25 protein-coding genes are annotated in these 24966 nt (G+C 60.8%); 8 read left to right on the top strand and 17 right to left on the bottom strand.

Features of this window, described 5'->3' with window-relative positions; all coding sequences use genetic code 11:
* The first annotated feature begins 87 nt into the window (after positions 1-87).
* The 6 genes from JN756_RS07325 (at position 88) to JN756_RS07300 (ending at position 6971) form a co-directional block, all read left to right on the top strand.
* Entirely contained in the window at positions 88-2529 is a 2442-nt protein-coding gene (locus JN756_RS07325) for a penicillin acylase family protein (RefSeq protein WP_108525968.1), read from the top strand.
* Between the two features lie 263 nt (positions 2530-2792).
* A complete protein-coding gene (locus JN756_RS07320; protein ID WP_046384451.1) occupies positions 2793-3572 on the top strand; it encodes a transporter substrate-binding domain-containing protein in 780 nt (259 codons plus the stop codon).
* Positions 3573-3629: 57 nt separating this feature from the next.
* Positions 3630-4358, top strand: a complete 729-nt coding sequence (locus JN756_RS07315) for an ABC transporter permease (RefSeq protein WP_079442994.1) — start codon at positions 3630-3632, stop codon at positions 4356-4358.
* Positions 4355-5065 carry an ABC transporter permease gene (locus JN756_RS07310; RefSeq protein WP_017844772.1) on the top strand — a complete coding sequence of 237 codons (711 nt, stop codon included), beginning with the start codon at positions 4355-4357 and terminating at the stop codon, positions 5063-5065. The genes JN756_RS07315 and JN756_RS07310 overlap by 4 nt, the downstream gene beginning before the upstream one ends.
* A gap of 9 nt (positions 5066-5074) precedes the next feature.
* Positions 5075-6193 carry a succinylglutamate desuccinylase/aspartoacylase family protein gene (locus tag JN756_RS07305; protein ID WP_201021959.1) on the top strand — a complete coding sequence of 373 codons (1119 nt, stop codon included), beginning with the start codon at positions 5075-5077 and terminating at the stop codon, positions 6191-6193.
* A gap of 13 nt (positions 6194-6206) precedes the next feature.
* Complete coding sequence (locus JN756_RS07300; RefSeq protein WP_177031366.1) at positions 6207-6971, top strand: ABC transporter ATP-binding protein; 765 nt, start codon at positions 6207-6209, stop codon at positions 6969-6971.
* Positions 6972-7203: 232 nt separating this feature from the next.
* On the opposite strand, the gene JN756_RS07295 is transcribed toward JN756_RS07300, so the two are convergent.
* On the bottom strand, positions 7204-7401 hold the full coding sequence (locus tag JN756_RS07295) for a hypothetical protein (protein ID WP_046490227.1): 198 nt from the start codon (positions 7399-7401) through the stop codon (positions 7204-7206).
* A gap of 107 nt (positions 7402-7508) precedes the next feature.
* The gene (dcd, locus tag JN756_RS07290; protein ID WP_017844768.1) at positions 7509-8075 is read right to left on the bottom strand and encodes a dCTP deaminase; all 567 of its coding nucleotides are present in this window, start codon (positions 8073-8075) and stop codon (positions 7509-7511) included.
* A 399-nt stretch (positions 8076-8474) separates the two neighbouring features.
* Here dcd and JN756_RS07285 point away from each other — a divergent pair, with 399 nt between their 5' ends.
* Positions 8475-8684, top strand: a complete 210-nt coding sequence (locus JN756_RS07285) for a cold-shock protein (RefSeq protein ID WP_002554837.1) — start codon at positions 8475-8477, stop codon at positions 8682-8684.
* A gap of 190 nt (positions 8685-8874) precedes the next feature.
* Here the strand turns inward: JN756_RS07285 and rpoS are convergent, their stop codons facing one another.
* The 8 genes from rpoS to JN756_RS07245 all read right to left on the bottom strand — a co-directional run bounded on the left by rpoS (position 8875) and on the right by JN756_RS07245 (position 15994).
* The gene (rpoS, locus tag JN756_RS07280) at positions 8875-9879 is read right to left on the bottom strand and encodes an RNA polymerase sigma factor RpoS (protein WP_017844767.1); all 1005 of its coding nucleotides are present in this window, start codon (positions 9877-9879) and stop codon (positions 8875-8877) included.
* A 105-nt stretch (positions 9880-9984) separates the two neighbouring features.
* Positions 9985-10821 (bottom strand): peptidoglycan DD-metalloendopeptidase family protein, encoded by an 837-nt coding sequence (locus tag JN756_RS07275; RefSeq protein ID WP_082643844.1) that lies wholly within the window; start codon positions 10819-10821, stop codon positions 9985-9987.
* Between the two features lie 209 nt (positions 10822-11030).
* Positions 11031-11666, bottom strand: coding sequence for a protein-L-isoaspartate(D-aspartate) O-methyltransferase (locus tag JN756_RS07270; RefSeq protein ID WP_169850588.1), 636 nt, complete (start codon positions 11664-11666; stop codon positions 11031-11033).
* Positions 11667-11707: 41 nt separating this feature from the next.
* Positions 11708-12457 (bottom strand): 5'/3'-nucleotidase SurE, encoded by a 750-nt coding sequence (gene surE, locus JN756_RS07265; protein WP_017844765.1) that lies wholly within the window; start codon positions 12455-12457, stop codon positions 11708-11710.
* Complete coding sequence (truD, locus tag JN756_RS07260) at positions 12445-13503, bottom strand: tRNA pseudouridine(13) synthase TruD (RefSeq protein ID WP_046384456.1); 1059 nt, start codon at positions 13501-13503, stop codon at positions 12445-12447. Before truD ends, surE begins: the two co-directional genes overlap by 13 nt.
* Positions 13500-13973: a 2-C-methyl-D-erythritol 2,4-cyclodiphosphate synthase gene (ispF, locus tag JN756_RS07255; protein WP_017844763.1), complete on the bottom strand. Its 474-nt coding sequence runs from the start codon at positions 13971-13973 to the stop codon at positions 13500-13502. Before ispF ends, truD begins: the two co-directional genes overlap by 4 nt.
* A gap of 54 nt (positions 13974-14027) precedes the next feature.
* On the bottom strand, positions 14028-14873 hold the full coding sequence (fghA, locus tag JN756_RS07250) for an S-formylglutathione hydrolase (protein ID WP_017844762.1): 846 nt from the start codon (positions 14871-14873) through the stop codon (positions 14028-14030).
* Positions 14874-14881: 8 nt separating this feature from the next.
* Positions 14882-15994 carry an S-(hydroxymethyl)glutathione dehydrogenase/class III alcohol dehydrogenase gene (locus JN756_RS07245; RefSeq protein WP_057004721.1) on the bottom strand — a complete coding sequence of 371 codons (1113 nt, stop codon included), beginning with the start codon at positions 15992-15994 and terminating at the stop codon, positions 14882-14884.
* Positions 15995-16103: 109 nt separating this feature from the next.
* Between JN756_RS07245 and JN756_RS07240 the strand changes: the two genes are divergently transcribed.
* Complete coding sequence (locus JN756_RS07240; RefSeq protein WP_079442990.1) at positions 16104-17006, top strand: LysR substrate-binding domain-containing protein; 903 nt, start codon at positions 16104-16106, stop codon at positions 17004-17006.
* A gap of 111 nt (positions 17007-17117) precedes the next feature.
* On the opposite strand, the gene ispD is transcribed toward JN756_RS07240, so the two are convergent.
* The 7 genes from ispD to JN756_RS07205 all read right to left on the bottom strand — a co-directional run bounded on the left by ispD (position 17118) and on the right by JN756_RS07205 (position 24898).
* Positions 17118-17825, bottom strand: coding sequence for a 2-C-methyl-D-erythritol 4-phosphate cytidylyltransferase (gene ispD / locus JN756_RS07235; RefSeq protein WP_017844759.1), 708 nt, complete (start codon positions 17823-17825; stop codon positions 17118-17120).
* Positions 17822-18100, bottom strand: coding sequence for a cell division protein FtsB (ftsB, locus tag JN756_RS07230; RefSeq protein WP_003172294.1), 279 nt, complete (start codon positions 18098-18100; stop codon positions 17822-17824). Before ftsB ends, ispD begins: the two co-directional genes overlap by 4 nt.
* A 171-nt stretch (positions 18101-18271) precedes the next feature.
* The gene (eno, locus tag JN756_RS07225; RefSeq protein ID WP_017844757.1) at positions 18272-19561 is read right to left on the bottom strand and encodes a phosphopyruvate hydratase; all 1290 of its coding nucleotides are present in this window, start codon (positions 19559-19561) and stop codon (positions 18272-18274) included.
* Positions 19562-19713: 152 nt separating this feature from the next.
* Positions 19714-20559, bottom strand: coding sequence for a 3-deoxy-8-phosphooctulonate synthase (gene kdsA, locus JN756_RS07220; protein ID WP_010563535.1), 846 nt, complete (start codon positions 20557-20559; stop codon positions 19714-19716).
* A 5-nt stretch (positions 20560-20564) separates the two neighbouring features.
* A complete protein-coding gene (pyrG, locus tag JN756_RS07215) occupies positions 20565-22196 on the bottom strand; it encodes a CTP synthase (RefSeq protein ID WP_026139768.1) in 1632 nt (543 codons plus the stop codon).
* A 273-nt stretch (positions 22197-22469) separates the two neighbouring features.
* Positions 22470-23789, bottom strand: a complete 1320-nt coding sequence (gene tilS, locus JN756_RS07210) for a tRNA lysidine(34) synthetase TilS (protein WP_201021958.1) — start codon at positions 23787-23789, stop codon at positions 22470-22472.
* A 161-nt stretch (positions 23790-23950) separates the two neighbouring features.
* Positions 23951-24898: an acetyl-CoA carboxylase carboxyltransferase subunit alpha gene (locus tag JN756_RS07205; RefSeq protein ID WP_017844753.1), complete on the bottom strand. Its 948-nt coding sequence runs from the start codon at positions 24896-24898 to the stop codon at positions 23951-23953.
* Between the last annotated feature and the right edge of the window lie 68 nt (positions 24899-24966).

Genomic DNA, 24966 nt, shown 5'->3' with positions numbered 1-24966 from the left:
AATAAGCTTTAGCTCCTGCTTGCGTCGTTTCACCGCGCTCACTAACGTAGCGCCTTTACTGACGCTACCCCCCGCAGGAGCTTTGCCATGGCCTCGCCAGCCCTTTCACATTTTCTTCCCCGGTTCGGCGTTGCCGCGGCAGTGGCCAGTGCATTAAGCCTGGCCGGTTGCCAGCTCCAGAGCACCCAGGACACCCTGCCACCCGTTACCGGCGTCCAGCCGATCAAGGGCCTCGCGCAGAATGTTTCGATACGCCGCAATGCCCAGGGCATGCCGCTGATTGAAAGCAATACCTTCCACGACGCACTGTTCAGCCTCGGCTATGTGCATGCCAGCGACCGCATCACGCAGATGGTCACGTTGCGCCTGCTGGCCCAGGGCCGTCTGGCGGAAATGTCCGGCCCCGAGGTGCTGGATGTCGACCGCTTCATGCGCGCGGTCAACCTGAAAAAAAGCGCCGGCGAGCTCTACAACGCCTCGTCGCCGCGCCTCAAGCGCTTCTTTGAAGTGTATGCCCGTGGCGTCAACGCCTACCTGTTCCGCTACCGCGACAAGCTGCCGCCGGACCTGGCCCAGACCGGCTACAAACCCGAGTACTGGAAGCCGGAAGATTCGGCGCTGTTGTTCTGCCTGCTGAATTTCAGCGAGTCGGCCAACCTGCAGGAAGAATTGTCATCGCTGGTGCTCGCGCAAAAGGTCGGTGTCGACAAACTCGCCTGGCTCACCCCAAGCGCGCCGGATGAGCCGATCCCCCTGGCCGAAGCCGACAAGCTCAAGGGCGTGAACCTGAGCCAGATCACCGGCCTGGCCGGGCTGGACACGGTCAGCCAGCAACTGAGCAGCCTCAACTCACTGGCGGTAACCACTTCGAGCAACTGGGCCATCGGCCCGCAACGCAGCCGCAGCGGCAAGAGCCTGCTGGCCAACGACCTCGCGGCCCAGCCGCAAGCCCCGTCGCCATGGAACTACGTGCAGATCCGCGCACCGAAATACCAGGCCGTCGGCGCCTCGATCGCCGGCCTGCCGACCCTGTTGTCCGGCTTCAACGGCAAAGTGGCGTGGAGCATGAGCACGGTCAAGGGCGACACCCAGGACCTGTTCCTGGAAAAGGTCAAACGCCAGGGCAGCGCGCTGTACTACGAGAACAACGGTAAATGGCTACCGGCCGCTGTGCGCAACGAGACCTTTTTCATCAAAGGCCAACGCTCGATTCGTGAGGTGGTGTACGAAACCCGCCACGGCGCCCTGCTCAACAGCAGCCAGGCGCTGACCAGCGGGCTGGGCCTGGCCCTGCAAACGGCGGACTTCAAGGACGACAAGAGCCTTGATGCGTTCTTCGACCTGTCCCGCGCGCAAAACGCCGCCAAGGCCTCGGATGCGACCCGGGAAATCCGCGCCATCGCCTTGAACATGGTGTTCGCCGACGCCAGCAACATCGGCTGGCAGGTTACCGGGCGCTTCCCCAACCGCCGCGAAGGCGAAGGCCTGCTGCCCTCGCCGGGCTGGGATGCGCGCTTCGACTGGGACGGTTACGCCGACGCGATGCTGCACCCTTATGACCAGGACCCGGCCCAAGGCTGGATCGGCACCGCCAACCAGCGTACCGCGCCGCGCGGTTATGGCATGCAACTGTCCAACTCCTGGGACGCTCCGGAGCGCAGCGAGCGCCTGGCGCAATTGGCCAATGCCGGCAAGCATGACAGCCGCAGCATGATCGCCATGCAATACGACCAGACCACCACGTTCGCCGCCAAGCTCAAGAACATGTTCCAGGCGCCGGGCATGGCGCAGCCGCTGAAACAGGCGATCGCTGCGCTGCCCGCGGCCGAACAGGCCAAGGCCCGTGAAGCGTTGAATCGTCTGATGGCGTTTGACGGCCGCCTGGCGCCGACGTCCGCCGACGCAGCGATGTATGAGCTGTTCCTGCAGGAAAGCAGCAAACAGATCTTCCTCGACGAACTCGGCCCGCAAAACAGCGCCAGCTGGAAAGCCTTTGTCAGCAACGCGAGCCTGTCCTACGCCGCCCAGGCCGACCACCTGCTGGGCCGCGAAGACAGCCCGTTCTGGGACGATGTCCGCACCGCGCAGAAAGAAGACAAGCCGACGATCCTCGCCCGCAGCCTGGCCGCTGCGATCACTGCCGGCGACAGCCAACTGGGTACCGATCACAAGGCCTGGCAGTGGGGCAAACTGCACAGCACCACCTGGAAGAACCGCAATGGCCAGGTGATCCGCGGCCCGCTGGCCAGCGGCGGCGACCACAACACCCTGAACCCGGCGCCGTACAACTGGGGGGAGAGTTTCGACACCACCCAAGTGCCGGCACTGCGCATGATTGTCGACTTCGGCCAGGCAGAACCGATGACGGGCCAGGGCGGTATCGGCCAGTCCGGCAACCCGGTCAGCCCGAACTATGCCAATGGCATCGATCCGTCGCTCAAGGCGCAATACCTGAGCTTCCCGATGCAGCCGCAGAACTTTGACAAGGTGTATGGGAAAGCCAGGCTGACCCTCACGCCCGGCAAATAACCGTACCAACAGGTGGGAGCAGGCAAGACTGCTCCCACATTTTTTAATCTGCGCTCGATCCAAAATAGTGCAGCCTATTTTTCATGCCCATTTTCGGGCACCTCCTATACTCATAGCTCCCTCTTCCCACCTTTTAAAACGATCATTCGGAGCTGCATTCGGAACTATGGTGCAGAAATTGCTACTTGTGATCCGTCTGACACCGTTCAGTAACAGTCCTAAACGCGCCACAAGCGCTTATCTTGGTTTCCAGGGATTACATAATGAAAAAAGCATTGCTGACCCTTTCTGCACTGGCTCTGTGCATGGCCGCTGGTTCCGCCTTGGCCAAGGAATACAAGGAATTGCGTTTTGGTGTCGATCCTTCCTACGCGCCGTTCGAGTCCAAAGCCGCTGACGGCAGCCTGGTGGGCTTCGACATCGACCTGGGCAATGCGATCTGCGCTGAGCTGAAGGTCAAGTGCAAGTGGGTCGAAAGCGACTTCGACGGCATGATTCCAGGCCTCAAAGCCAACAAATTCGACGGTGTGATTTCGTCCATGACCGTCACCGAAGCCCGCATGAAGGCCATCGACTTCTCCAACGAGCTGTTCTCCGGCCCGACTTCGCTGGTATTCAAGAAGGGCGCCGGCTACTCCACGCCTGAGTCGCTCAAGGGCAAAACCGTGGGCTACGAGCAAGGCACCATCCAGGAAGCCTACGCCAAGGCCGTGCTGGACAAGGCCGGCGTGACGACCAAGGCTTATGCCAACCAGGACCAGGTCTACGCTGACCTGACCTCCGGCCGTCTCGACGCCTCCGTGCAGGACATGCTGCAAGCCGAACTGGGCTTCCTGAAGTCGCCGGCCGGTGCCGGTTACGAAGTCAGCGCGGCCATTGACGACCCATTGCTGCCGTCGAAAACCGCGGTCGGTATCAAAAAAGGTAACACTGAGCTGAAGGCCCTTTTGGATAAAGGTATCAAAGCGTTACACGATGATGGCACCTACGCCAGCATCCAGAAGAAACACTTTGGCGATCTGAACCTGTACAGCGGCAAATAATGCCTGGGGCGCCCCTTCCCGGGAGGGGCGCTGTTTTATCGCCATAGGTCCTGATTTATGTTCGAAGAACTGTTGCAAACCCTCGGGCTGAGCGCGTTCAGTTTGAAGGGTTTCGGCCCGCTGTTGCTGCAAGGCACCTGGATGACCCTCAAGTTGTCGGTGCTGTCCCTGGCCGTCAGCGTGTTGCTGGGCCTGCTCGGCGCCAGCGCCAAACTGTCCAGCCTGCCGTTCCTGCGCATTCCCGCCCAGCTCTACACCACGCTGATTCGTGGCGTGCCCGACCTGGTGCTGATGCTGCTGATTTTCTACAGCCTGCAAACCTGGCTGACCGGTCTTACCGACTTCATGGAATGGGAATACATCGAAATCGACCCATTCAGCGCCGGGGTGATCACCCTGGGCTTTATTTACGGTGCGTACTTCACCGAAACCTTTCGCGGCGCGATCCTCGCGGTGCCCCGTGGTCAACTGGAAGCCGCCACGGCTTACGGCCTCAAGCGCGGGCAGCGGTTTCGCTACGTGACCTTCCCGCAAATGATGCGCTTTGCCCTGCCGGGCATCGGCAACAACTGGATGGTGATGCTCAAGGCCACCGCACTGGTGTCGATCATCGGCCTCGCGGATCTGGTCAAGGCCGCGCAGGACGCCGGCAAGAGCACCTATCAGCTGTTTTACTTCCTGGTGATCGCCGCACTGATCTACCTGCTGATCACCAGTGCGTCCAACTTTGTCCTGCGCCGTCTTGAACGTCGCTATTCGGCAGGCTCGCGGGAGGCCGTGCGATGATCGAACTCTTGCAGGAATACTGGCGCCCATTCCTTTACAGCGATGGCCAGCACATCACCGGCCTGGCCATGACCATGTGGCTGCTCAGCGCCTCACTGGTGATCGGTTTTCTGGTGTCGATTCCGCTGTCCATCGCCCGGGTGTCGCGCAATCCCTTGGTGCGCTGGCCGGTGCAGTTCTACACCTACCTGTTTCGCGGCACGCCGCTCTATATCCAATTGCTGATCTGTTACACCGGCATCTACAGCATCGCCGCCGTGCGCGCCCAACCGGTGCTGGATGCGTTCTTTCGCGATGCGATGAACTGCACGGTCCTGGCGTTTGCCCTCAACACCTGCGCCTACACCACGGAGATTTTCGCCGGGGCGATCCGCAGCATGGCCCACGGCGAAGTCGAAGCGGCCAAAGCCTACGGCCTCAGCGGCTGGAAGCTGTACGCCTATGTCATCATGCCGTCGGCCCTGCGCCGTTCATTGCCGTACTACAGCAACGAAGTGATTTTGATGCTGCACTCGACGACAGTGGCGTTTACCGCGACGATCCCGGACATTCTCAAAGTGGCCCGGGACGCCAACTCGGCCACGTTCCTCACCTTTCAATCGTTCGGCATCGCTGCGCTGATCTACCTGACCGTGACCTTTGCCCTGGTCGGTCTGTTTCGTCTGGCGGAGCGCCGCTGGCTGGCCTTCCTCGGGCCGAGCCACTAAGGAGCCTTCATGCGTCATCAGGTTCATGAACTGATCGCGCCCGTGCCTGGCACGGCACGGCAGATTCACAGTTTCCACTTCGGCCCGGAGCTGGCCGAACGCAAGGTCTACATCCAGTCGTCACTGCATGCCGATGAATTGCCGGGCATGCTGGTGGCCTGGCACCTCAAGGCGCGCCTGGCGCAACTGGCCGCCGCCGGGCGCTTGCGCAGCGAGATCGTGCTGGTGCCGATCGCCAACCCGGCGGGCCTCGAACAAGTGTTGATGGACATCCCGCTGGGCCGCTATGAGCTGGAAAGCGGGCAGAACTTCAATCGCCTGTTTGTCGACCTCAGTGAAGAGGTGGGCGATCGGGTCGAGGATTTGCTCGGGGATGATCCCCAGCGCAACGTCGAATTGATCCGCACGGCACTCTCCACCGCGCTGGCCGCACAAACCGCCGCGACACAGTTGCAGTCCCAGCGCCTGGTGCTGCAACGCCTGGCCTGCGATGCCGACATGGTGCTCGACCTGCATTGCGATTTCGAAGCCGTGGCGCACCTGTACACCACGCCCGAGGCCTGGCCGCAGGTGGAGCCGTTGGCGCGCTATATCGGCTCGGAGGCCAACTTGCTGGCCACCGATTCCGGCGGGCAATCTTTCGATGAGTGCTTCAGCCTGGTGTGGTGGCAATTGCAGCAACGCTTCGGCGAGCGCTTCCCGATCCCCGTGGGCAGCTTTTCGGTGACCGTCGAGCTGCGCGGCCAGGGTGACGTCAACCACGGCCTGGCCGGCCTCGACTGCCAGGCGATCATCGACTACCTGATTCACTTCGGCGCGATTGCCGGCGACGTGGCACCGCTGCCCGCCCTGCCCTACCCGGCCACCCCGCTGGCGGGAGTCGAACCGGTGGCGACGCCGGTCGGCGGCCTGCTGGTGTTCAGCGCCTTGCCCGGCGAGTACCTCGAAGCCGGGCAACTGATCGCCGAAATCATCGACCCCATTACTGACCGCGTAACGCCTGTGCATTGTCAAAACGCCGGCCTGCTTTACGCCCGTTCGCTACGGCGCATGGCCACTGCGGGGATGGTCATCGGCCATGTCGCAGGTTCAGAGGCCTACCGCAGCGGCTACCTACTTTCGCCTTGAGGATGCACGCCCCATGTACAAACTGACCGTTGAAGGCCTGCATAAAAGCTATGGCGACAATGAAGTGCTCAAAGGCGTCTCGCTCAAGGCCAAGACCGGTGACGTGATCAGCCTGATCGGCGCCAGCGGCTCGGGTAAGAGCACCTTCCTGCGCTGCATCAACTTTCTGGAAACCCCCAACGACGGCGCGATGACCCTGGATGACAAGCCGATCCGCATGGTCAGCGACCGCCACGGCATGCGTGTGGCCGACGATGACGAGCTGCAGCGCCTGCGCACACGCCTGGCGATGGTGTTCCAGCACTTCAACCTGTGGAGCCACATGAGCGTGCTGGAAAACATCACCATGGCCCCGCGCCGGGTGCTGGGCTGCAGTAAGAAAGACGCCGAAGAGCGTGCCCGTCGCTACCTGGACAAAGTCGGACTGCCGGCCCGCGTGGCCGATCAATACCCGGCATTTCTCTCCGGCGGCCAGCAGCAACGCGTGGCCATCGCCCGCGCCCTGGCGATGGAACCGGAAGTGATGCTGTTCGACGAACCCACCTCGGCCCTCGACCCGGAGCTGGTGGGCGAAGTGCTGAAGGTGATCCAGGGCCTGGCCGAGGAAGGCCGCACCATGATCATGGTGACCCACGAGATGAGCTTTGCGCGCAAGGTGTCGAGCCAGGTGCTGTTCCTGCACAAGGGCCTGGTGGAAGAGCAAGGCACGCCGGAGGATGTGCTGGGCAACCCGAAAAGTGAGCGCCTGCAACAGTTCCTGAGTGGCAATCTGAAGTAAGCCTTCGCTGATCTTCCCACACGCCCCAGCGCCGCCTAAGCGCTCTGAGAGCCCGCCCAGCCGGCCCATGCGCTTGAGCGCGGCAATCCACGATAAGCGCGCAGGCAGCCCGCTGCCCGCGTTTTGGGGCTTTGCTGGGGATACTGAGTGCAACACGGCAGATATTTGTGATCGGCCGCCAGGAGAGATGGCCAGCCCGCGGAAGGACTGACCACATTCCAATCTGCAGGCATCAGGCCATCGGCGCGGGTGGCGGCTCGTCCGGAAGGGTCGGTTCGCCAGGTTCGGTAGGCTCAGGGGAATCCGGGTCAGGTTGACCGGGGAGACCACCCGCATAGGCAGGGTCGGCCATCAGGGACCACGCCATCACGCCAATCTGGTTGGGTTCAAGCCGGGCGAGTTCGGCGCTGATTCGCGGGTCGAGCTTCATAAGGTACTCCTCAAGCGTGGCTCGGCGCGCATTGCACGCACCGAAGCAGTACACCCAATAGAGTCACTTTCCGCAGACTAATTCCCTTTACGCGTAGGAGCTTTCGATCAAGCGCGTGGCAAGGTGACGCCGCGCTGGCCCTGGTACTTGCCAGCACGGTCCTTGTAGGACACTTCACAGGCCTCATCGGACTGCAGGAACAGCATCTGCGCCACGCCTTCGTTGGCGTAGATCTTCGCTGGCAGGGTGGTGGTGTTGGAGAATTCCAGGGTGACGTGACCTTCCCACTCAGGCTCAAGTGGCGTCACGTTGACGATGATGCCGCAGCGCGCGTAAGTGCTTTTACCCAGGCAGATGGTCAGCACGTCGCGGGGAATACGGAAGAACTCCACGGTGCGCGCCAGGGCGAAGGAGTTGGGCGGGATGATGCACACGTCGCTCTTGACGTCGACGAAGCTCTTTTCGTCGAAGTTCTTCGGATCGACGATCGCCGAGTTGATATTGGTGAACACCTTGAACTCATCGGCACAACGCACGTCGTAGCCGTAGCTGGAAACACCATACGAAATCACGCGATCGGCGTCGTCACCACGGATCTGGCGCTCAACGAACGGTTCGATCATGCCGTGCTCTTGCGCCATGCGGCGAATCCACTTGTCCGATTTGATGCTCATGGCGGGTGTCCTGATAGCGAGGTGGAAAAATTCTGTTGGGCATCTTACCGGGGCAGGCGTTGGGGTTCAAAGGGCGTGGGGCTTTTGTTGACGAATGTGTTGATCAATGCCCGCCTTGTACAAGCCGCGCCCATTGGGGCCGGGACCCGAATCGGCGTGCACGACGGACGTAAATACCACCGCCAGTCACGAAATTAGAGAAACCTTCGGAAATACCATTGGCACGTTCCGGAAAAAGGGTTAAGGTGGCGCCACTGTGCTGCTTGTGTCACTGAGAATCTCTACACGATATGTTGAATTTCGATCCAACCATCTCCAAGAATTTTTCCTGCTCTTTGCACTCAGTCTCGGCCAGGGCTTTTCCTGAGTCGCAGTTAACTTTGTCCAAGGAGATACACCATGTCTAATCGCCAAACTGGTACCGTTAAGTGGTTCAACGATGAAAAAGGCTTCGGCTTCATCACTCCACAATCCGGTGACGACCTGTTCGTTCACTTCAAAGCTATCCAATCCGACGGCTTCAAAAGCCTGAAAGAAGGCCAACAGGTTTCTTTCATCGCTACCCGCGGTCAGAAAGGCATGCAAGCTGAAGAAGTTCAAGTTATCTAACTTGTACTGACTCAGTCAAAAGAACCCCGCCCTTAAAAGCGGGGTTTTTTTATGCCTGGGATTTGGGCATGCATGAGCGCAAAAAATATGGGAGGGGGCTTACTCCCGATGGCGGTGGGTCAGTCAATACATCCAGTGACTGATCCACTGCCATCGGGAGCAAGCCCCCTCCCACATTCAGACTGCGTCGTTACTGAAACAACGACTCGCTCGACAAGCCGTTCTTCTCCAGGATCTCACGCAAGCGCTTGAGCCCTTCTACCTGGATCTGCCGCACCCGCTCACGGGTCAAGCCGATCTCCAGGCCTACATCCTCCAGGGTGCTGCTCTCATGACCGCGCAGGCCGAAGCGGCGAATCACCACCTCGCGCTGCTTGTCCGTAAGCTCCGACAACCACTGGTCAATGCTTTGGGAAAGATCATCGTCCTGCAACAGCTCGCAAGGGTCTGTCGGGCGATCATCCGTCAGGGTGTCCAGCAGGGTTTTGTCCGAATCCGGGCCCAGCGAGACGTCGACCGAAGACACGCGCTCGTTAAGACCGAGCATGCGCTTGACCTCGCCCACCGGTTTTTCCAGCAGGTTGGCGATTTCTTCGGGAGAGGGTTCATGATCGAGTTTTTGTGTCAGCTCACGCGCCGCCCGCAGGTAGACGTTGAGCTCCTTGACCACATGGATCGGCAACCGGATCGTGCGGGTTTGATTCATGATCGCCCGTTCGATGGTCTGACGAATCCACCAGGTGGCATAGGTCGAGAAGCGGAAGCCGCGTTCGGGGTCGAACTTCTCCACCGCCCGGATCAAGCCCAGGTTGCCCTCCTCGATCAGGTCCAACAGGGACAGCCCACGATTGACGTAGCGTCGGGCGATTTTCACCACCAGACGCAGGTTGCTTTCAATCATGCGCTTGCGCCCAGCCGGATCGCCCTTTTGCGACAAGCGCGCAAAATGGACTTCTTCTTCGGGAGTCAGCAGAGGGGAAAAGCCGATTTCATTGAGGTACAGCTGGGTCGCATCGAGCGCCCGCGTGTAGTCAATGTACTTATGTTGCTTTAACGCAGTGGAGTTCTTGGATTTGGTGCGAACTGAAGGTACAGCCATTCCCTCATTCGACATCGATTCCATAGCGATGCCGGTCTCCGTAAGGAGAACCTCATCGTCGATGTCAAACTCCGGCGCTTCTTTACTGAGAGCCATTGTTATAGTCCTTTGGTGAGTTCGACCTCAAGCTCAAGCGACGCCTTTATCCTTGGCAACGCTGGAGCCTGTTCCTTCTACGTGAGGGAACAGGCTGGCAACACATCAACGACGGGGTAGGAATTGCAGAGGATCTACAGGTTTCCCTTGGCGGCGAATCTCAAAGTGCAGTTTCACCCGGTCTGTACCAGTTGACCCCATTTCGGCAATTGTCTGTCCGACTTTGACCTGCTGCCCCTCCCGAACCAACAGCCTACGGTTGTGGCCGTAAGCACTGACGTAGGTATCGCTGTGTTTGATGATGACCAGCTCGCCGTAGCCCCGCAAACCACTCCCGGCGTACACCACTGTCCCATCAGATGCAGCTAAAACAGGCTGTCCCAAATCCCCGGCGATATCAATGCCTTTATTCAAACTACCGTTTGAAGAGAATTTTCCAATCAATACGCCGTTCGACGGCCATCCCCAGCCGGTCGGCGCAGGCCCCGCAGGCGGCAGCGGCGCGGCTGCCGGTTTGCTCGCAACCGCAGGCGCGGCGCTGCCTGCAGGCCGCGTGATGATCGTGGTTTTGCTCGAGGACGAGGGCGAAGATGTGGTGTTTGTCACCACTGATGTCGGTGTTGAACCGGTGCGTCCATCGAAGCGAATCGTCTGACCCGGATGTATCGTGTAGGGCACCGGAATATTGTTGCGCGCGGCGAGCGCCTTGTAGTCCCAGCCATAGCGGAAGGCAATCGAAAACAGCGTATCGCCCTTGCGCACCACATACTGCCCCGTGGTTACGGTCGGCTTCTGCGGCGCGGCATTCGTGCGATCAACCACCCTCGCGCCCCCGGAAGGCGCGCTCGAACAAGCCGCCAATAAGGAACTCAAGACAAGGCCAAGCACCAGTCGCTGAAAGCTTGTTTTACTCATACGCTGCGCAAGACCTGTGAGACTCACCCGCCGCTCCCTTTGTGGTGGCTGAACATGAATGCCTGTATCAGGCTTGAAATATGTCGTAAGTATAACTGGGCATTGGCTTTTTACTGGCACACGACTGAAACGAAAGATTCATCGCGTTTAAAACCAACGACCGATCATGTTGACTCTATAGACCCCGCCGTAAGACACATCGCCGCCAACAGAATTCACTGCTCGCGAATAAATGATCAGGCCAGCGGGCCATTGAGCAACGGCACGAAACGCACGGCGCCGAGCACATGCCGGGAAAAGCCTTCGTCTTCACGGATAATGAGCATCAATTGTTGCACTTCGCCGGAACCCACCGGGATCACCAGCCGACCGCCGGGGGCCAGTTGATCGAGCAACGCCTGCGGTACATCGGTGGCGACCGCGGTGACGATGATGCCGTTATACGGCGCCAGCGCCGGCCAGCCTTCCCAGCCATCGCCCCAGCGGAACACCACGTTGCGCAGGTTCAGTTCCACCAGGCGTTCCTTGGCGCGATCCTGCAGCACCTTGATGCGCTCCACCGAGAACACGCGCTCCACCAACTGCGACAGCACGGCAGTCTGGTAGCCGGAACCGGTGCCGATCTCCAGCACCTTGTCCAACGGGCCCGCCGCCAGCAGCAGCTCGCTCATGCGCGCAACCATATACGGCTGGGAAATGGTCTGGTTATGCCCGATCGGCAACGCCGTGTCTTCATAGGCGCGATGGGCCAGGGCCTCATCGACAAACAGGTGCCGGGGCGTGCGCCGGATCACTTCCAGTACCTGGGCGTTGGACAGGCCTTCTTCGTACAGGCGCTGGATCAGACGCTCGCGGGTGCGCTGGGAGGTCATCCCGATGCCGCGACGCAACAGGTCGTCTTGTTCACGAGCCATCAGCGCAAGTCCTCCAGCCAGCCATCGAGACTACTGAAGGCATCACTGAAGGTGCGATCGAGCTGCAACGGGGTAATCGATACATAGCCTTGCATCACCGCATGAAAGTCAGTGCCCGGCCCACCGTCTTCGGCATCGCCCGCAGCGGCGATCCAATAACCTTCCTTGCCACGCGGGTCGACCACCTTCAACGGCGCCGCTGCGCGGGCGCGATGGCCCAGGCGCGTGAGCTGGATACCGCGAATATGCTCGAGGGGCAAGTTGGGGATATTGACGTTAAGCACCGTCCGGGGCGGCAGATCGAGGGAACCGTGGGCCTCCACCAGCTTGCGCGCGAAATGCGCGGCCGTCGGCAGGTTGTCCAATTGACGCGAGGTCAACGAAAAGGCAAACGAGGTCCGCCCCAGGAAACGCCCTTCCAGGGCCGCCGCCACCGTGCCGGAATACAGCACGTCATCCCCCAGGTTGGCGCCGAGGTTGATGCCCGACACCACCAGGTCCGGCTCCTGATCCAACAAACTGTTGATCGCCAGGTGTACGCAGTCGGTGGGGGTGCCGTTCACGCTGATATAGCCATTGGCCAGAACGTGCACGTGCAGCGGACGGTCGAGCGTCAGCGAACTGCTGGCGCCGCTCTTGTCCTGGTCGGGGGCAACCACCACGCACTCGGCGTAATCCGCCAGCGCAGCATGAAGCGCGGCGAGGCCGGGTGCGGTGGCACCGTCGTCATTTGATATCAGAATACGCATGGGCTGTCCGTCTGCCCCACCGGCACCAGATCAACAAGCTCGCGCACCAAGACAGTGGCGAAGCATCCGGCCGGCAGGACGAATTCCAATTGCAGAATGTCAGGCCCGGGATAATGCCACGTCAACCCGCCAATGGGCAGTCGCAGAATGCGACGTTCCTGGCTCATGCCGGCATTCACCAGCCAATCGCGCAGGTCGGCCTCACTGGCGGCAACCGCCTGCTCCAGCGCCTGGGTTGCACCGCTGGCTGGCGAATCGCCTTCGCCCCACTGCGGTCCGGTGGGGTGCAGATCGAGGATCGCCAGGCGCGGATCGCTGCATTCAGCCTCCCCCGCCGGGAAAAAACTGCGGCTGTCGGTGAAGGCCAGCAGATCGCCGACCTGCGCACGCTGCCAGGAACCGTCCGCGACACGGGCCGCCAACACTTTGTTGAAGAGGTAACTGCGCGCCGTCGACAGCAACCGCGAACGCACGTTGCGCTGCTCCGGCAAGGCCTTGCGGGCCGCCCACTCACGCGCATCCACCACATTGCCGCCGTTGTGGCCAAAGCGCTGGGTGCCGAAATAATTGGGAATGCCGTGCTGGGCGATCAGTTGCAAGCGCGCATCGATGGCCGCGTGATCCCCCGCCAGTTGCGTCAGGCGCAAGGTAAAACCGTTGGCCGAATGAGCACCGCGTTGCAGCTTGCGCTTGTGGCGGCCGGTCTTGAGGATCTTGAGGGTGTCGTTTTCCGCGCCACTCAGGTCCGGATCGGCCTTGCCCGGCAGTTGCACACTGAACCACTGGCGGGTCAACGCCTGGCGATCCTTGAGCCCGGCATAGCTGACGGTGCGCAACGGCACGCCGGCGGCCTTGGCGATCCGGCGCGCGGCTTCTTCGGTGTTGAGGCCACGCTTTTCCACCCACAGCCACAGGTGCTCACCCTCACCGCTCAGCGGGATATCGAGCACTTCGTCGACCTGGAAATCTTCCGCGGTAGCCTTCAGCACGGCGCTGCCCAAGGCCTCGCCATAGGCCCGCGGGCCCAGCAGTTGCAAGTCGTTCATGCGCGCAGCAACAAAGCGACGGAATGTACCGCGATGCCCTCTTCACGACCGGTAAACCCGAGCTTTTCGGTGGTGGTGGCTTTCACGTTCACTTGATCCAATTCAATGTGCAGATCCGCCGCGATCAGCGCGCGCATCGACTCGATGTGGGGGGCCATTTTCGGCGCCTGGGCCACGATGGTGTTATCGACGTTGCCGACCTTCCAGCCTTTGGCGTGGATCAGGCCGACCACATGGCGCAGCAATACCCGGCTGTCCGCGCCCTTGAAGGTCGGGTCGGTGTCCGGAAAGTGCTTGCCGATATCGCCGAGCGCCGCGGCGCCGAGCAAGGCGTCGCTCAACGCGTGCAGCAGGACATCGCCGTCGGAATGAGCCAGCAACCCATGGTGGTGCGCGATCCGCACGCCGCCCAGGGTGATGAAATCGCCTTCAGCGAAACGGTGCACATCGTAGCCGTGGCCAATACGCATAAAAAAACGCCCCGATTTAATTCAGGGCGTGATTCTACCTACTTTTGTCGCATATTAACCGAGCAAAGCACGGCCATGATGTCGCAAATGATCTTCGATGAAGCTGGCGATAAAGAAGTAGCTGTGGTCGTAGCCCGGTTGCAGGCGCAGTTCGAGCGGATGGTTGGCCGCTTTCGCCGCTTGCTGCAGGGCTTCGGGCTTGAGCTGCACCGCGAGGAAGTCGTCGCGGTCGCCCTGGTCCACCAGCAACGGCAGCTTTTCCGCGGCTTCGCTGATCAGCACGCAAGCGTCCCACTCGCGCCACTTCGAGCGCTCTTCGCCCAGGTAACGGGAGAAGGCTTTCTGGCCCCATGGGCAATCCATCGGGTTGTTGATCGGCGAAAACGCCGACACCGATAGGTAACGCCCGGGGTTGCGCAATGCACATACCAGCGCACCGTGGCCGCCCATGGAGTGGCCGCTGATACCGCGCTTCTGCGAAGCCGGGAAATGCGCCTCAACCAACGCCGGCAATTCCTGCACCACGTAGTCATGCATCCGATAGTGCTTGGCCCAGGGTTCCTGGGTGGCATTCAGATAGAAACCGGCCCCCAGGCCGAAATCCCAGGCGTTGTCCGGATCGCCCGGCACCCCAGGACCACGCGGGCTGGTGTCCGGCGCAACAATGATCAGCCCCAGTTCGGCCGCCATGCGCTGGGCGCCGGCTTTCTGCATGAAGTTTTCATCGGTGCAGGTCAACCCGGACAGCCAGTACACCACTGGCAGCTTGCCGCCCTGCTCCGCTTGCGGCGGCAGGTAGACGGCGAAGGTCATGTCGCAACCGAGCACCTCGGAATGATGCTTGTAGCGTTTATGCCAGCCGCCGAAGCTCTTCTGGCACGACAGGTTTTCCAGACTCATGGCCGACCTCAGAAGTGAATGACGGTACGAATGCTCTTGCCTTCATGCATCAGATCAAACGCTTTGTTGATGTCTTCCAGGCCCATGGTGTGGGTGATGAAGGTGTCCAACGGGATCTCGCCGTTCTGGGCCATTTCCACGTAGCTGGGCAGCTCGCTGCGACCACGCACGCCGCCAAAGGCCGAACCGCGCCAGACGCGGCCGGTCACCAGCTGGAATGGACGGGTGGAAATTTCCTGGCCGGCACCGGCAACGCCGATGATCACCGATTCGCCCCAGCCTTTGTGGCAGCACTCGAGGGCGGCGCGCATCAGTTGCACGTTGCCGATGCACTCGAAGGAAAAGTCCACGCCGCCGTCAGTCAAATCGACAATCACGTCCTGGATCGGGCGATCGTAGTCTTTCGGGTTGATGCAGTCGGTGGCGCCCAGTTGCTTGGCGATTTCGAACTTGGCCGGGTTGATGTCGATGGCGATGATGCGACCGGCCTTGGCTTTTACCGCGCCGATTACCGCCGACAGGCCGATACCGCCCAAGCCGAAGATGGCGACGGTATCGCCGGGCTTGACCTTGGCGGTGTTGATCACCGCACCGATACCGGTGGTGACGCCACAGCCGAGCAGGCAGACTTTTTCCAGCGGCGCGTCTTTAGGAATCTTCGCCACGGAAATTTCCGGCAGCACGGTGTACTCGGAAAAGGTCGAGGTGCCCATGTAGTGGAAAATCGGCTGACCCTTGTAGGAGAAACGCGTGGTGCCATCGGGCATCAGGCCTTTGCCCTGGGTGGCACGAATCGCCTGGCACAGGTTGGTCTTGCCCGACAGGCAGAATTTGCACTTGCCGCACTCCGGGGTGTAGAGCGGGATCACATGGTCGCCGACTGCAACCGAGGTCACGCCCTCGCCGATCGCCTCAACCACCGCACCGCCTTCATGGCCGAGAATCGACGGGAAGATGCCTTCCGGGTCGGCGCCCGACAACGTGTAGGCGTCGGTATGGCACACGCCGGACGCAACCACGCGCAACAGCACTTCGCCGGCCTTGGGCATGGCGACATCCACTTCTACGATCTCGAGGGGCTTCTTGGCTTCGAAGGCTACGGCGGCGCGGGACTTGATCATCCGGGTTTCTCCTGGGAGTTAAAAACTAAGACGGCGAGTGTAAAACATGCCTCGCTGATTAATAATCCAGGCAAAAGCAAAACTTTATTGCTGTACAGGGATAATCGCCATGCTGGAAAACCGCTGGGAAGGCATCGATGAGTTCGTCGCCGTCGCTGAATGCAGTCAATTCACCGCGGCGGCGGAACGCCTTGGGGTGTCTTCGTCGCACATCAGCCGGCAAGTGGCTCGCCTGGAAGAACGGCTGCAAACGCGCTTGCTGTATCGCAGTACGCGCAAGGTGACCCTGACCGAAGCCGGCCAGACCTTTCTGCAACACTGCCAGCGCCTGCAGGATGGCCGCGAAGAGGCCCTGCGCGCCGTCGGCGACCTCGCCAGCGAGCCCAAGGGCATGCTGCGCATGACCTGCGCCGTGGCGTATGGCGAACGATTCATCGTGCCGCTGGTGACGCGGTTCATGGGGCTTTACCCGCAACTGCGGGTGGACATCGAACTGAGCAATCGTCAGTTGGACTTGGTACACGAAGGCCTCGACCTGGCGATTCGCCTGGGACGCCTGCAAGACTCGCGCATGGTCGCCAGCCGCCTGGCCCCGCGCCGCATGTACTTGTGCGCGTCGCCGTCCTACCTGGCGCGGTATGGGCGGCCGCACAGTTTATCGGAATTGACTCGGCACAACTGCCTGATCGGCAGCTCGGACATCTGGCAACTGGCCCAGGACGGGCGCGAATTTTCCCAAAGGGTGCAGGGCAACTGGCGCTGCAACAGTGGGCAGGCGGTGTTGGACGCGGCGTTGCAAGGGGTGGGCTTGTGTCAGTTGCCGGACTATTACGTGCTCGAGCATTTGCACAGTGGCGCGCTGGTGTCGTTACTGGAAGCGCATCAGCCGCCGAATACGGCGGTGTGGGCGTTGTATCCGCAGCAGCGGCATTTGTCGCCGAAGGTCAGGAAGCTGGTGGATTATTTAAAGGCAGGGTTGGCCGAACGGCCCGAGTACGGTGCTGAGCATTGATGGCGTTTATCGTTTATGTAGGAGCGAGCTTGCTCGCGAAAAACTTGAGAGCGCCGCTTCAATCCAGATTGTCCGCGTTATCGTTGACGTTTTTCGCGAGCAAGCTCGCTCCTACAGCCGATTGGCCCAGCGTAGTCGCAGCCATTCCAGGTCCTCGGGCCGGGTCACCTTGATATTGTCCGAGCGCCCTTCGATCAGGCGCGGCGCCTGGCCAGACCATTCCATGGCCGACGCTTCGTCGGTAATGACCGCATCGGCCACAAGGCTGTCGGCCAGTGCACGGTGCAGCGCACCCAGGCGGAACATCTGCGGCGTGTAGGCCTGCCAGATCAAGCTGCGGTCAACGGTCTCGATGACGCGACCATGCTTGTCTACACGCTTGAGGGTATCGCGGGCCGGCACAGCCAGCAGGCCACCCACCGGATCGTCCGCGAGTTCGGCGAGCAGTTTGTCGAGATCGTCACGACTCAGGTTAGGCCGCGCCGCATCATGCACCAAGACCCAATCATCATCGCTGGCACCCAGGGCATTGAGCTGCAGCAACGCATTGAGTACCGAGCCCGAACGCTCCGAGCCACCGTCCGCCCGCTGGATACGCGGGTCAGCGGCACACGCGAGGTGAGGCCAGTAAGGGTCATCAACAGCAAGACTGACCACCAGGCCCTTGAGCGAGGGGTGGTCGAGAAAACAGCCAAGGCTGTGTTCGAGAATAGTGCGCCCGCCCAGTTGCAAGTACTGCTTGGGACGGTCCGCAGCCATACGGGCACCGATGCCCGCGGCAGGAATCACGGCCCAGAAGGCCGGCAAACGGTGATTCATTGGGCCAACTGGTAGAGGGTTTCGCCCTCCTTGACCATGCCCAACTCATGGCGAGCCCGCTCTTCGACGGTCTCCGTGCCTTTTTTCAGCTCAAGCACCTCGGCATCGAGAACGCGATTGCGCTCCAGCAGGCGTTCGTTTTCGGCGTGCTGGTCGGCAATTTGCTGGGTCAGGTCTTTTACCTGCGCAAAGCTGCCATTACCCACCCATAGGCGGTACTGCAGGCCAGCCAGCAACAAGAGCAAGACGAGGAACAACCAATTGGGACTGCGCATCGAATATCGGGTATCCAGTGAAAAAAGACCGCCATACAAAACTTTTGCAGCAACGGATAGCACGAAGCCTGGAAGACCCAGGCTTGTGCTTGATCGTCATCAGATTAGCGTCGAATTTCACACTCTCGTGATTTTTCCGACACAATCTGCCGACTTTTTACCATTTACTGATCAGCCGCGAAACTCGCTGCGACCGTTGTACTTGGCTTTACCCGCCAGTTGCTCTTCGATACGCAGCAATTGGTTGTACTTGGACACGCGATCGGAACGGCACAGCGAGCCGGTCTTGATCTGGCCCGCCGACGTGCCCACGGCCAGGTCGGCAATGGTCGAGTCTTCGGTTTCGCCGGAGCGGTGCGAGATCACGGCGGTGTAGCCCGCGGCCTTGGCCATCTGGATGGCTTCCAGGGTTTCGGTCAGGGTGCCGATCTGGTTGAACTTGATCAGGATCGAGTTGGCGATCTTCTTGTCGATGCCTTCTTTCAGGATCTTGGTGTTGGTCACGAACAGGTCGTCGCCCACCAGCTGGATTTTTTCGCCGATCTTGTCGGTGAGGATTTTCCAGCCGTCCCAGTCGGACTCGTCCAGGCCGTCTTCGATCGAGATGATCGGGTAGCGCTGGGTCAGGCCCTTGAGGTACTCGGCAAACCCTTCGGAGTTGAACACCTGGCCTTCGCCGGACAGGTTGTACTTACCGTCTTCGTAGAATTCGCTGGCGGCGCAGTCCAGGGCCAGGGTCACGTCGGTGCCCAGGGTGTAGCCGGCGTTGGCTACGGCTTCGGAGATGACTTTCAGTGCATCTTCGTTGGACGCCAGGTTCGGCGCGAAACCACCTTCGTCACCCACGGCGGTGCTCAGGCCACGGGCCTTCAGCACAGCCTTGAGGTGATGGAAAATCTCGGTGCCCATGCGCAGTCCTTCGGAGAAGGTCTTGGCGCCAACCGGCTGCACCATGAATTCCTGGATGTCGACGTTGTTATCGGCGTGCTCGCCGCCGTTGATGATGTTCATCATCGGCACCGGCATCGAGTACACACCCGGAGTGCCGTTGAGGTTGGCGATGTGGGCGTACAGCGGCAGGTCCTGGTCCTGCGCGGCGGCCTTGGCGGCGGCCAGGGACACGGCGAGGATGGCGTTGGCACCCAGGCTGCCTTTGTTTTCAGTGCCGTCGAGTTTGATCATCGCGTGGTCCAGGGCTTTCTGGTCCAGCGGGTCTTTGCCCAGCAACAGGTCGCGAATCGGACCGTTGATGTTGGCTACCGCCTTGAGGACACCCTTGCCCAGGTAACGGCTCTTGTCGCCATCACGCAGTTCCAGCGCTTCGCGGGAACCTGTGGAAGCACCGGACGGCGCGCAAGCGCTGCCGATGATGCCGTTATCGAGAAGCACGTCGGCTTCGACGGTGGGGTTGCCACGGGAGTCGAGAACTTCACGACCTTTGATGTCGACGATTTTTGCCATTGTTGTAAACACTCCAAAGTTGACGAAAATGCTCTATACCGCTCGATTTAACTTGTCGCGCACATTGCAATATTTGGAACGAACTTGCCAGTAATAGTGCCCTCTCGGGCCTCATCGCGAGCAAGCTCGGCTCCTACACGGAGAACTGGCGCTTACGCGGTCTCTACCGTCGGAAAACTCTTGACCAGTTCGTCCAACTGCTTGAGCTGGGCCAGGAATGGCTCCAGTTTGTCCAGGCGCAGGGCGCAAGGACCGTCGCATTTGGCGTTGTCCGGGTCCGGGTGGGCTTCCAGGAACAGGCCGGCCAGGGACTGGCTGATGCCGGCCTTGGCCAGGTCCAATACCTGGGCACGACGCCCGCCAGCGGAATCGGCGCGGCCACCCGGCATTTGCAGCGCGTGGGTCACGTCGAAGAACACCGGGTATTCGAACTGTTTCATGATGCCGAAACCGAGCATGTCCACCACGAGGTTGTTGTAGCCGAAGCTCGAACCGCGCTCGCAGAGGATCAACTGGTCGTTACCCGCTTCCACGCACTTGTTCAGGATGTGCTTCATTTCCTGGGGCGCGAGGAACTGGGCTTTCTTGATATTGATCACCGCACCGGTCTTGGCCATGGCGACCACGAGGTCGGTCTGGCGCGACAGGAAGGCCGGCAACTGGATGATGTCGCACACCTCGGCGACCACGGCAGCCTGTTCAGGCTCGTGGACGTCGGTGATGATCGGCACGCCGAAGGCTTGCTTGATGTCCTGGAAGATCCGCATGCCTTCTTCAAGGCCCGGGCCGCGATAGGAGGTCACGGACGAACGGTTGGCCTTGTCGAAGCTGGCCTTGAACACATAAGGGATACCCAGTTTCTGGGTAACCTTGACGTACTCTTCACAGACCTGCATCGCCATGTCGCGGCTTTCCAGCACGTTCATGCCGCCGAACAGCACCATGGGCTTGTCGTTGGCAATCTCGATGTCGCCTACGCGAATGATCTTCTGGGCCATCAGCTTCACGCCTTCTTCTGATGTTGCGTCAGTGCTGCTTTAACGAAACCGCTGAACAACGGGTGACCGTCGCGCGGCGTCGAGGTGAACTCAGGGTGGAACTGGCAGGCCACGAACCATGGATGATCCGGCGCCTCGACCACTTCGACCAGCTTGCCGTCACCGGAGCGACCGGAGACTTTCAGGCCGGCTGCTTTGATCTGCGGCAGCAGGTTGTTGTTCACTTCGTAGCGGTGACGGTGACGCTCGACGATCACGTCCTTGCCATAGCAGTCGTGAACCAGCGAACCCGGCTCCAGCAGGCAGTCTTGCGCGCCGAGGCGCATGGTGCCGCCCAGGTCGGACGATTCGGTACGGGTTTCAACGGCGCCGGTGGCGTCTTCCCACTCGGTGATCAGGCCTACGACCGGGTGGCCGCTGGAATGATCGAACTCGGTGGAGTTGGCGTCTTTCCAACCCAGCACGTTACGAGCGAACTCGATAACGGCCACTTGCATGCCCAGGCAGATCCCCAGGTACGGCACCTTGTGCTCACGAGCGTACTGCACGGCGGTGATCTTGCCTTCCACGCCACGCAGGCCGAAACCGCCTGGAACGAGGATCGCGTCGACGCCTTCGAGCAGCGCGGTGCCTTGGTTCTCGATGTCTTCGGAATCGATATAGCGCAGGTTGACCTTGGTACGGTTGCTGATGCCGGCGTGGCTCATCGCTTCGATCAGCGACTTGTACGCGTCCAAAAGCTCCATGTACTTGCCGACCATGGCGATGGTGACTTCGTGCTCAGGGTTGAGCTTGGCGTCGACCACGGCTTCCCACTCGGACAGATCCGCGCCGCCGCATTGCAGGCCGAAACGCTCGACCACAAAATCGTCCAGGCCCTGGGAATGCAGGATGCCCGGGATCTTGTAGATGGTGTCGGCGTCTTCCAGGGCAATCACCGCACGCTCTTCAACGTTGGTGAACTGCGCGATCTTGCGACGCGAGGAAATATCGATCGGGTGATCGGAACGGCACACCAGCACGTCCGGCTGCAGGCCGATGGAACGCAGTTCCTTGACCGAGTGCTGGGTTGGCTTGGTTTTGGTTTCGCCGGCGGTGGCGATGTAGGGCACCAGTGTCAGGTGCATCAGCATCGCGCGCTTGGCGCCGACTTCGAAACGCAACTGGCGGATGGCTTCGAGGAACGGTTGGGATTCGATGTCACCCACGGTGCCACCGATCTCGACCATCGCCACGTCGGCATCGCCCGCGCCCTTGATGATGCGGCGCTTGATTTCGTCGGTGATGTGCGGGATCACCTGGATGGTTGCACCCAGGTAGTCACCACGACGCTCCTTGCGCAGCACGTGTTCGTAGACACGGCCGGTGGTGAAGTTGTTGTTCTGGGTCATGGTCGTGCGGATGAACCGCTCGTAGTGGCCCAGGTCCAGGTCGGTCTCGGCGCCGTCGTGGGTGACGAACACTTCACCGTGCTGGAACGGGCTCATGGTGCCCGGGTCAACGTTGATGTACGGGTCCAGCTTGAGCATGGTGACCTTAAGTCCCCGCGCCTCCAGGATGGCCGCCAATGAAGCGGAGGCAATGCCTTTCCCCAATGAAGAAACAACACCGCCCGTGACGAATATGTAGCGCGTCATGAAAAACCCTAGAAGTCTGCGTTAAAGCGGTCCGAGCCGCCGGGGAAAGCGAAGGAAGGCCGAAGCCCCCGATCACCTGCATTAATCACAGTGCACCTTTCAAAAAAACCGCCGCGTGGTGACAGACCAGCAATGAAACACCGGTACGTTGATCGCTACACATTTTTTGGAATCGCCCAGCAAAGACTGCTTGGTAATCGGCAACTGCTGCGATTCAGGCGAATCCACAGAAGTTGTATCAAGAAGGGAGCGTAGTCTACCGGAAAGGCGCTATCAGCTCAAACCTTGATCGCAGGTCTGTGGCATCCAATGTAATTGCCAGCCGTCATTCGACGTCTTCCAAAGCCCTGCAAGGCTGGGCACAGCCAGCAATTGCTCGCCCCGATACAGCAGCGGCAATCTGCCACGGACAAAACCCGGCAGCCCACTTTCGTTGAGCAGACGCTTCAAATCGCGCCGACCGCGCCCCGGAATGTCGATGATTTCGCCGCCCTGGCGGTAGCGAACCTGCAACACGCCTTCGGGAACCCGACCGATCAACCGGAGTTGGCCATTACCCGGTAACTCTAGCGGGTTTTGCGGCTGCGCCCAGCTCACCGATGCGTCGGAAAACTCCGACCAACCGGAGGGCAGCCACCAGATGCGCTCGCCGCAACGGTGCAGATCGCCGTTGGCCAAGCGCCACAGGGGTTGTGCATCGAGCTTGGCGTCGCGCAGGGAATGCCAGCCGGCCCAGTGGTCGCTGTCGGGTAAACGCGTGAGCGGGCTCAGCCAATGGCGCAGGGCGTTGCGTTGACGCGCGTCGGAAAGCTCACACAGCGGCGCCAGGACCAAGGACGGCAAGGGCAGCCACGGAAAAGGCGAAGGCTGCTCGGCGGCTTGCAGGTCGATGTGCGCCAACTCGTCCAACAGACCTTGGGCTTCGCTCAAATGTTCAGCGGCGCGGGCCAGGTTGGCCACGGCCTGGGGCCAGCGCTCGGTCAGGCGCGGGAATACACGATGGCGCAGGTAATTGCGCGAAAAGCGGGGATCGGCGTTGGAAGGGTCTTCGATCCACGTCAACTGGTGCTCCTCGGCGTAGGCCTGCAGCTGCGCGCGTGAACTGCGCAGCAACGGCCGCAGCAGATGACCGCCCGCCAGCGCACGCTGCATCGGCATGGCCGCCAACCCTTGCACCCCCGCGCCGCGCAACAGACGAAACAGCAAGGTTTCGGCCTGATCGTCGCGGTGCTGGCCGATGAGCAACACTTCCCCTGCCCCGACCACCTCACTGAATGCCTGATAGCGCGCATCACGGGCTGCGCGCTCCAGGCTTGCGCCAGCCCGCACCTGCACGCGCATCACCCGCAACGGCACGCCAAGGGCGTCACAGACCGACTGACAATGAGCGGGCCAGGCATCGGCCGCAGCTTGCAGGCCATGGTGGACATGAACAGCGCCGAGCGTAGGAAGCTTCTCAGTTTTGGCGAGATTTGCCAGGAGGTGCAGCAAGACGGTGGAATCAAGCCCGCCGGAAAAAGCGATATGCCAGGCCGAAGCGTTGCGCCAGGGCGCCAGGGTTTGCAGGAGTTTGGCGGAGAGTAATGGTTTCATCAGATGTTACCGCCGCAAACCTGGAATACGTTGGCCAAGCATACACAAAGCAAATGTGGGAGGGGGCTTGCTCCCGATTGCGGCAGGTCAGTCACCAGATGCATTGACTGACACTCAGCAATCGGGAGCAAGCCCCCTCCCACATTTTTTACGGCTGCGGTTTAGAGACCGTAGCTCATCAGGCGCTCGTAACGCCGGGCCAACAGTGCTTCGGTATCCAGCTTCTTGAGCATCGCCAGTTGCGAACCCAGTTCGGCACGGATGGTCGCGGCAGCGGCGGCCGGGTCGCGGTGGGCGCCGCCCAATGGTTCGGCGATGACTTTATCCACGATCCCCAGGCCCTTGAGGCGATCGGCGGTGATGCCCATCGCTTCGGCAGCGTCCGGCGCTTTCTCGGCGGTTTTCCACAGGATCGAGGCGCAACCTTCCGGCGAGATCACCGCGTAGGTCGAATATTGCAGCATGTTCAGTTGGTCGCAGACACCAATGGCCAACGCACCGCCGGAACCACCTTCACCAATCACGGTGGCAATGATCGGGGTTTTCAGGCGGGACATGACGCGCAGGTTCCAGGCGATCGCTTCGCTCTGGTTGCGCTCTTCGGCGTCGATACCCGGGTACGCGCCCGGGGTGTCGATGAACGTCAGGATCGGCATCTTGAAGCGCTCGGCCATTTCCATCAGGCGGCAAGCCTTGCGGTAGCCTTCCGGACGCGGCATGCCGAAGTTACGGCGGACTTTCTCGCGCACTTCACGGCCTTTCTGGTGACCGATCACCATCACCGGCTGGTCGTCCAGGCGAGCGATACCGCCCACGATGGCGGCGTCGTCGGAGAAGTGGCGGTCGCCGTGCAGCTCGTCGAACTCGGTGAAGATGTGCTGAATGTAGTCCAGGGTGTACGGACGGCGCGGATGGCGGGCCAGGCGCGCGATCTGCCAGCTGGTCAACTTGCCGAAGATGTCTTCGGTGAGCGAGCTGCTCTTGTCTTGCAGGCGAGCGATTTCATCGCCGATATTCAGCGAGTTGTCATTGCCGACCAGGCGCAGTTCTTCGATCTTGGCTTGCAGGTCAGCGATCGGCTGTTCGAAATCAAGAAAATTCGGGTTCATAAGCGTCCGTCTTGGGTCGACGGCCAAGGAGTGCCTGGCCAGCCGGTTGTCTATTCGCGCCCTACCTT

Source organism: Pseudomonas sp. Y39-6 (assembly GCF_023651955.1).
GTDB classification, from domain to species: domain Bacteria; phylum Pseudomonadota; class Gammaproteobacteria; order Pseudomonadales; family Pseudomonadaceae; genus Aquipseudomonas; species Aquipseudomonas veronii.
The sequence above is the reverse complement of the archived record's forward strand: the minus strand, read 5'-3'. Positions and strand labels throughout refer to the sequence as shown.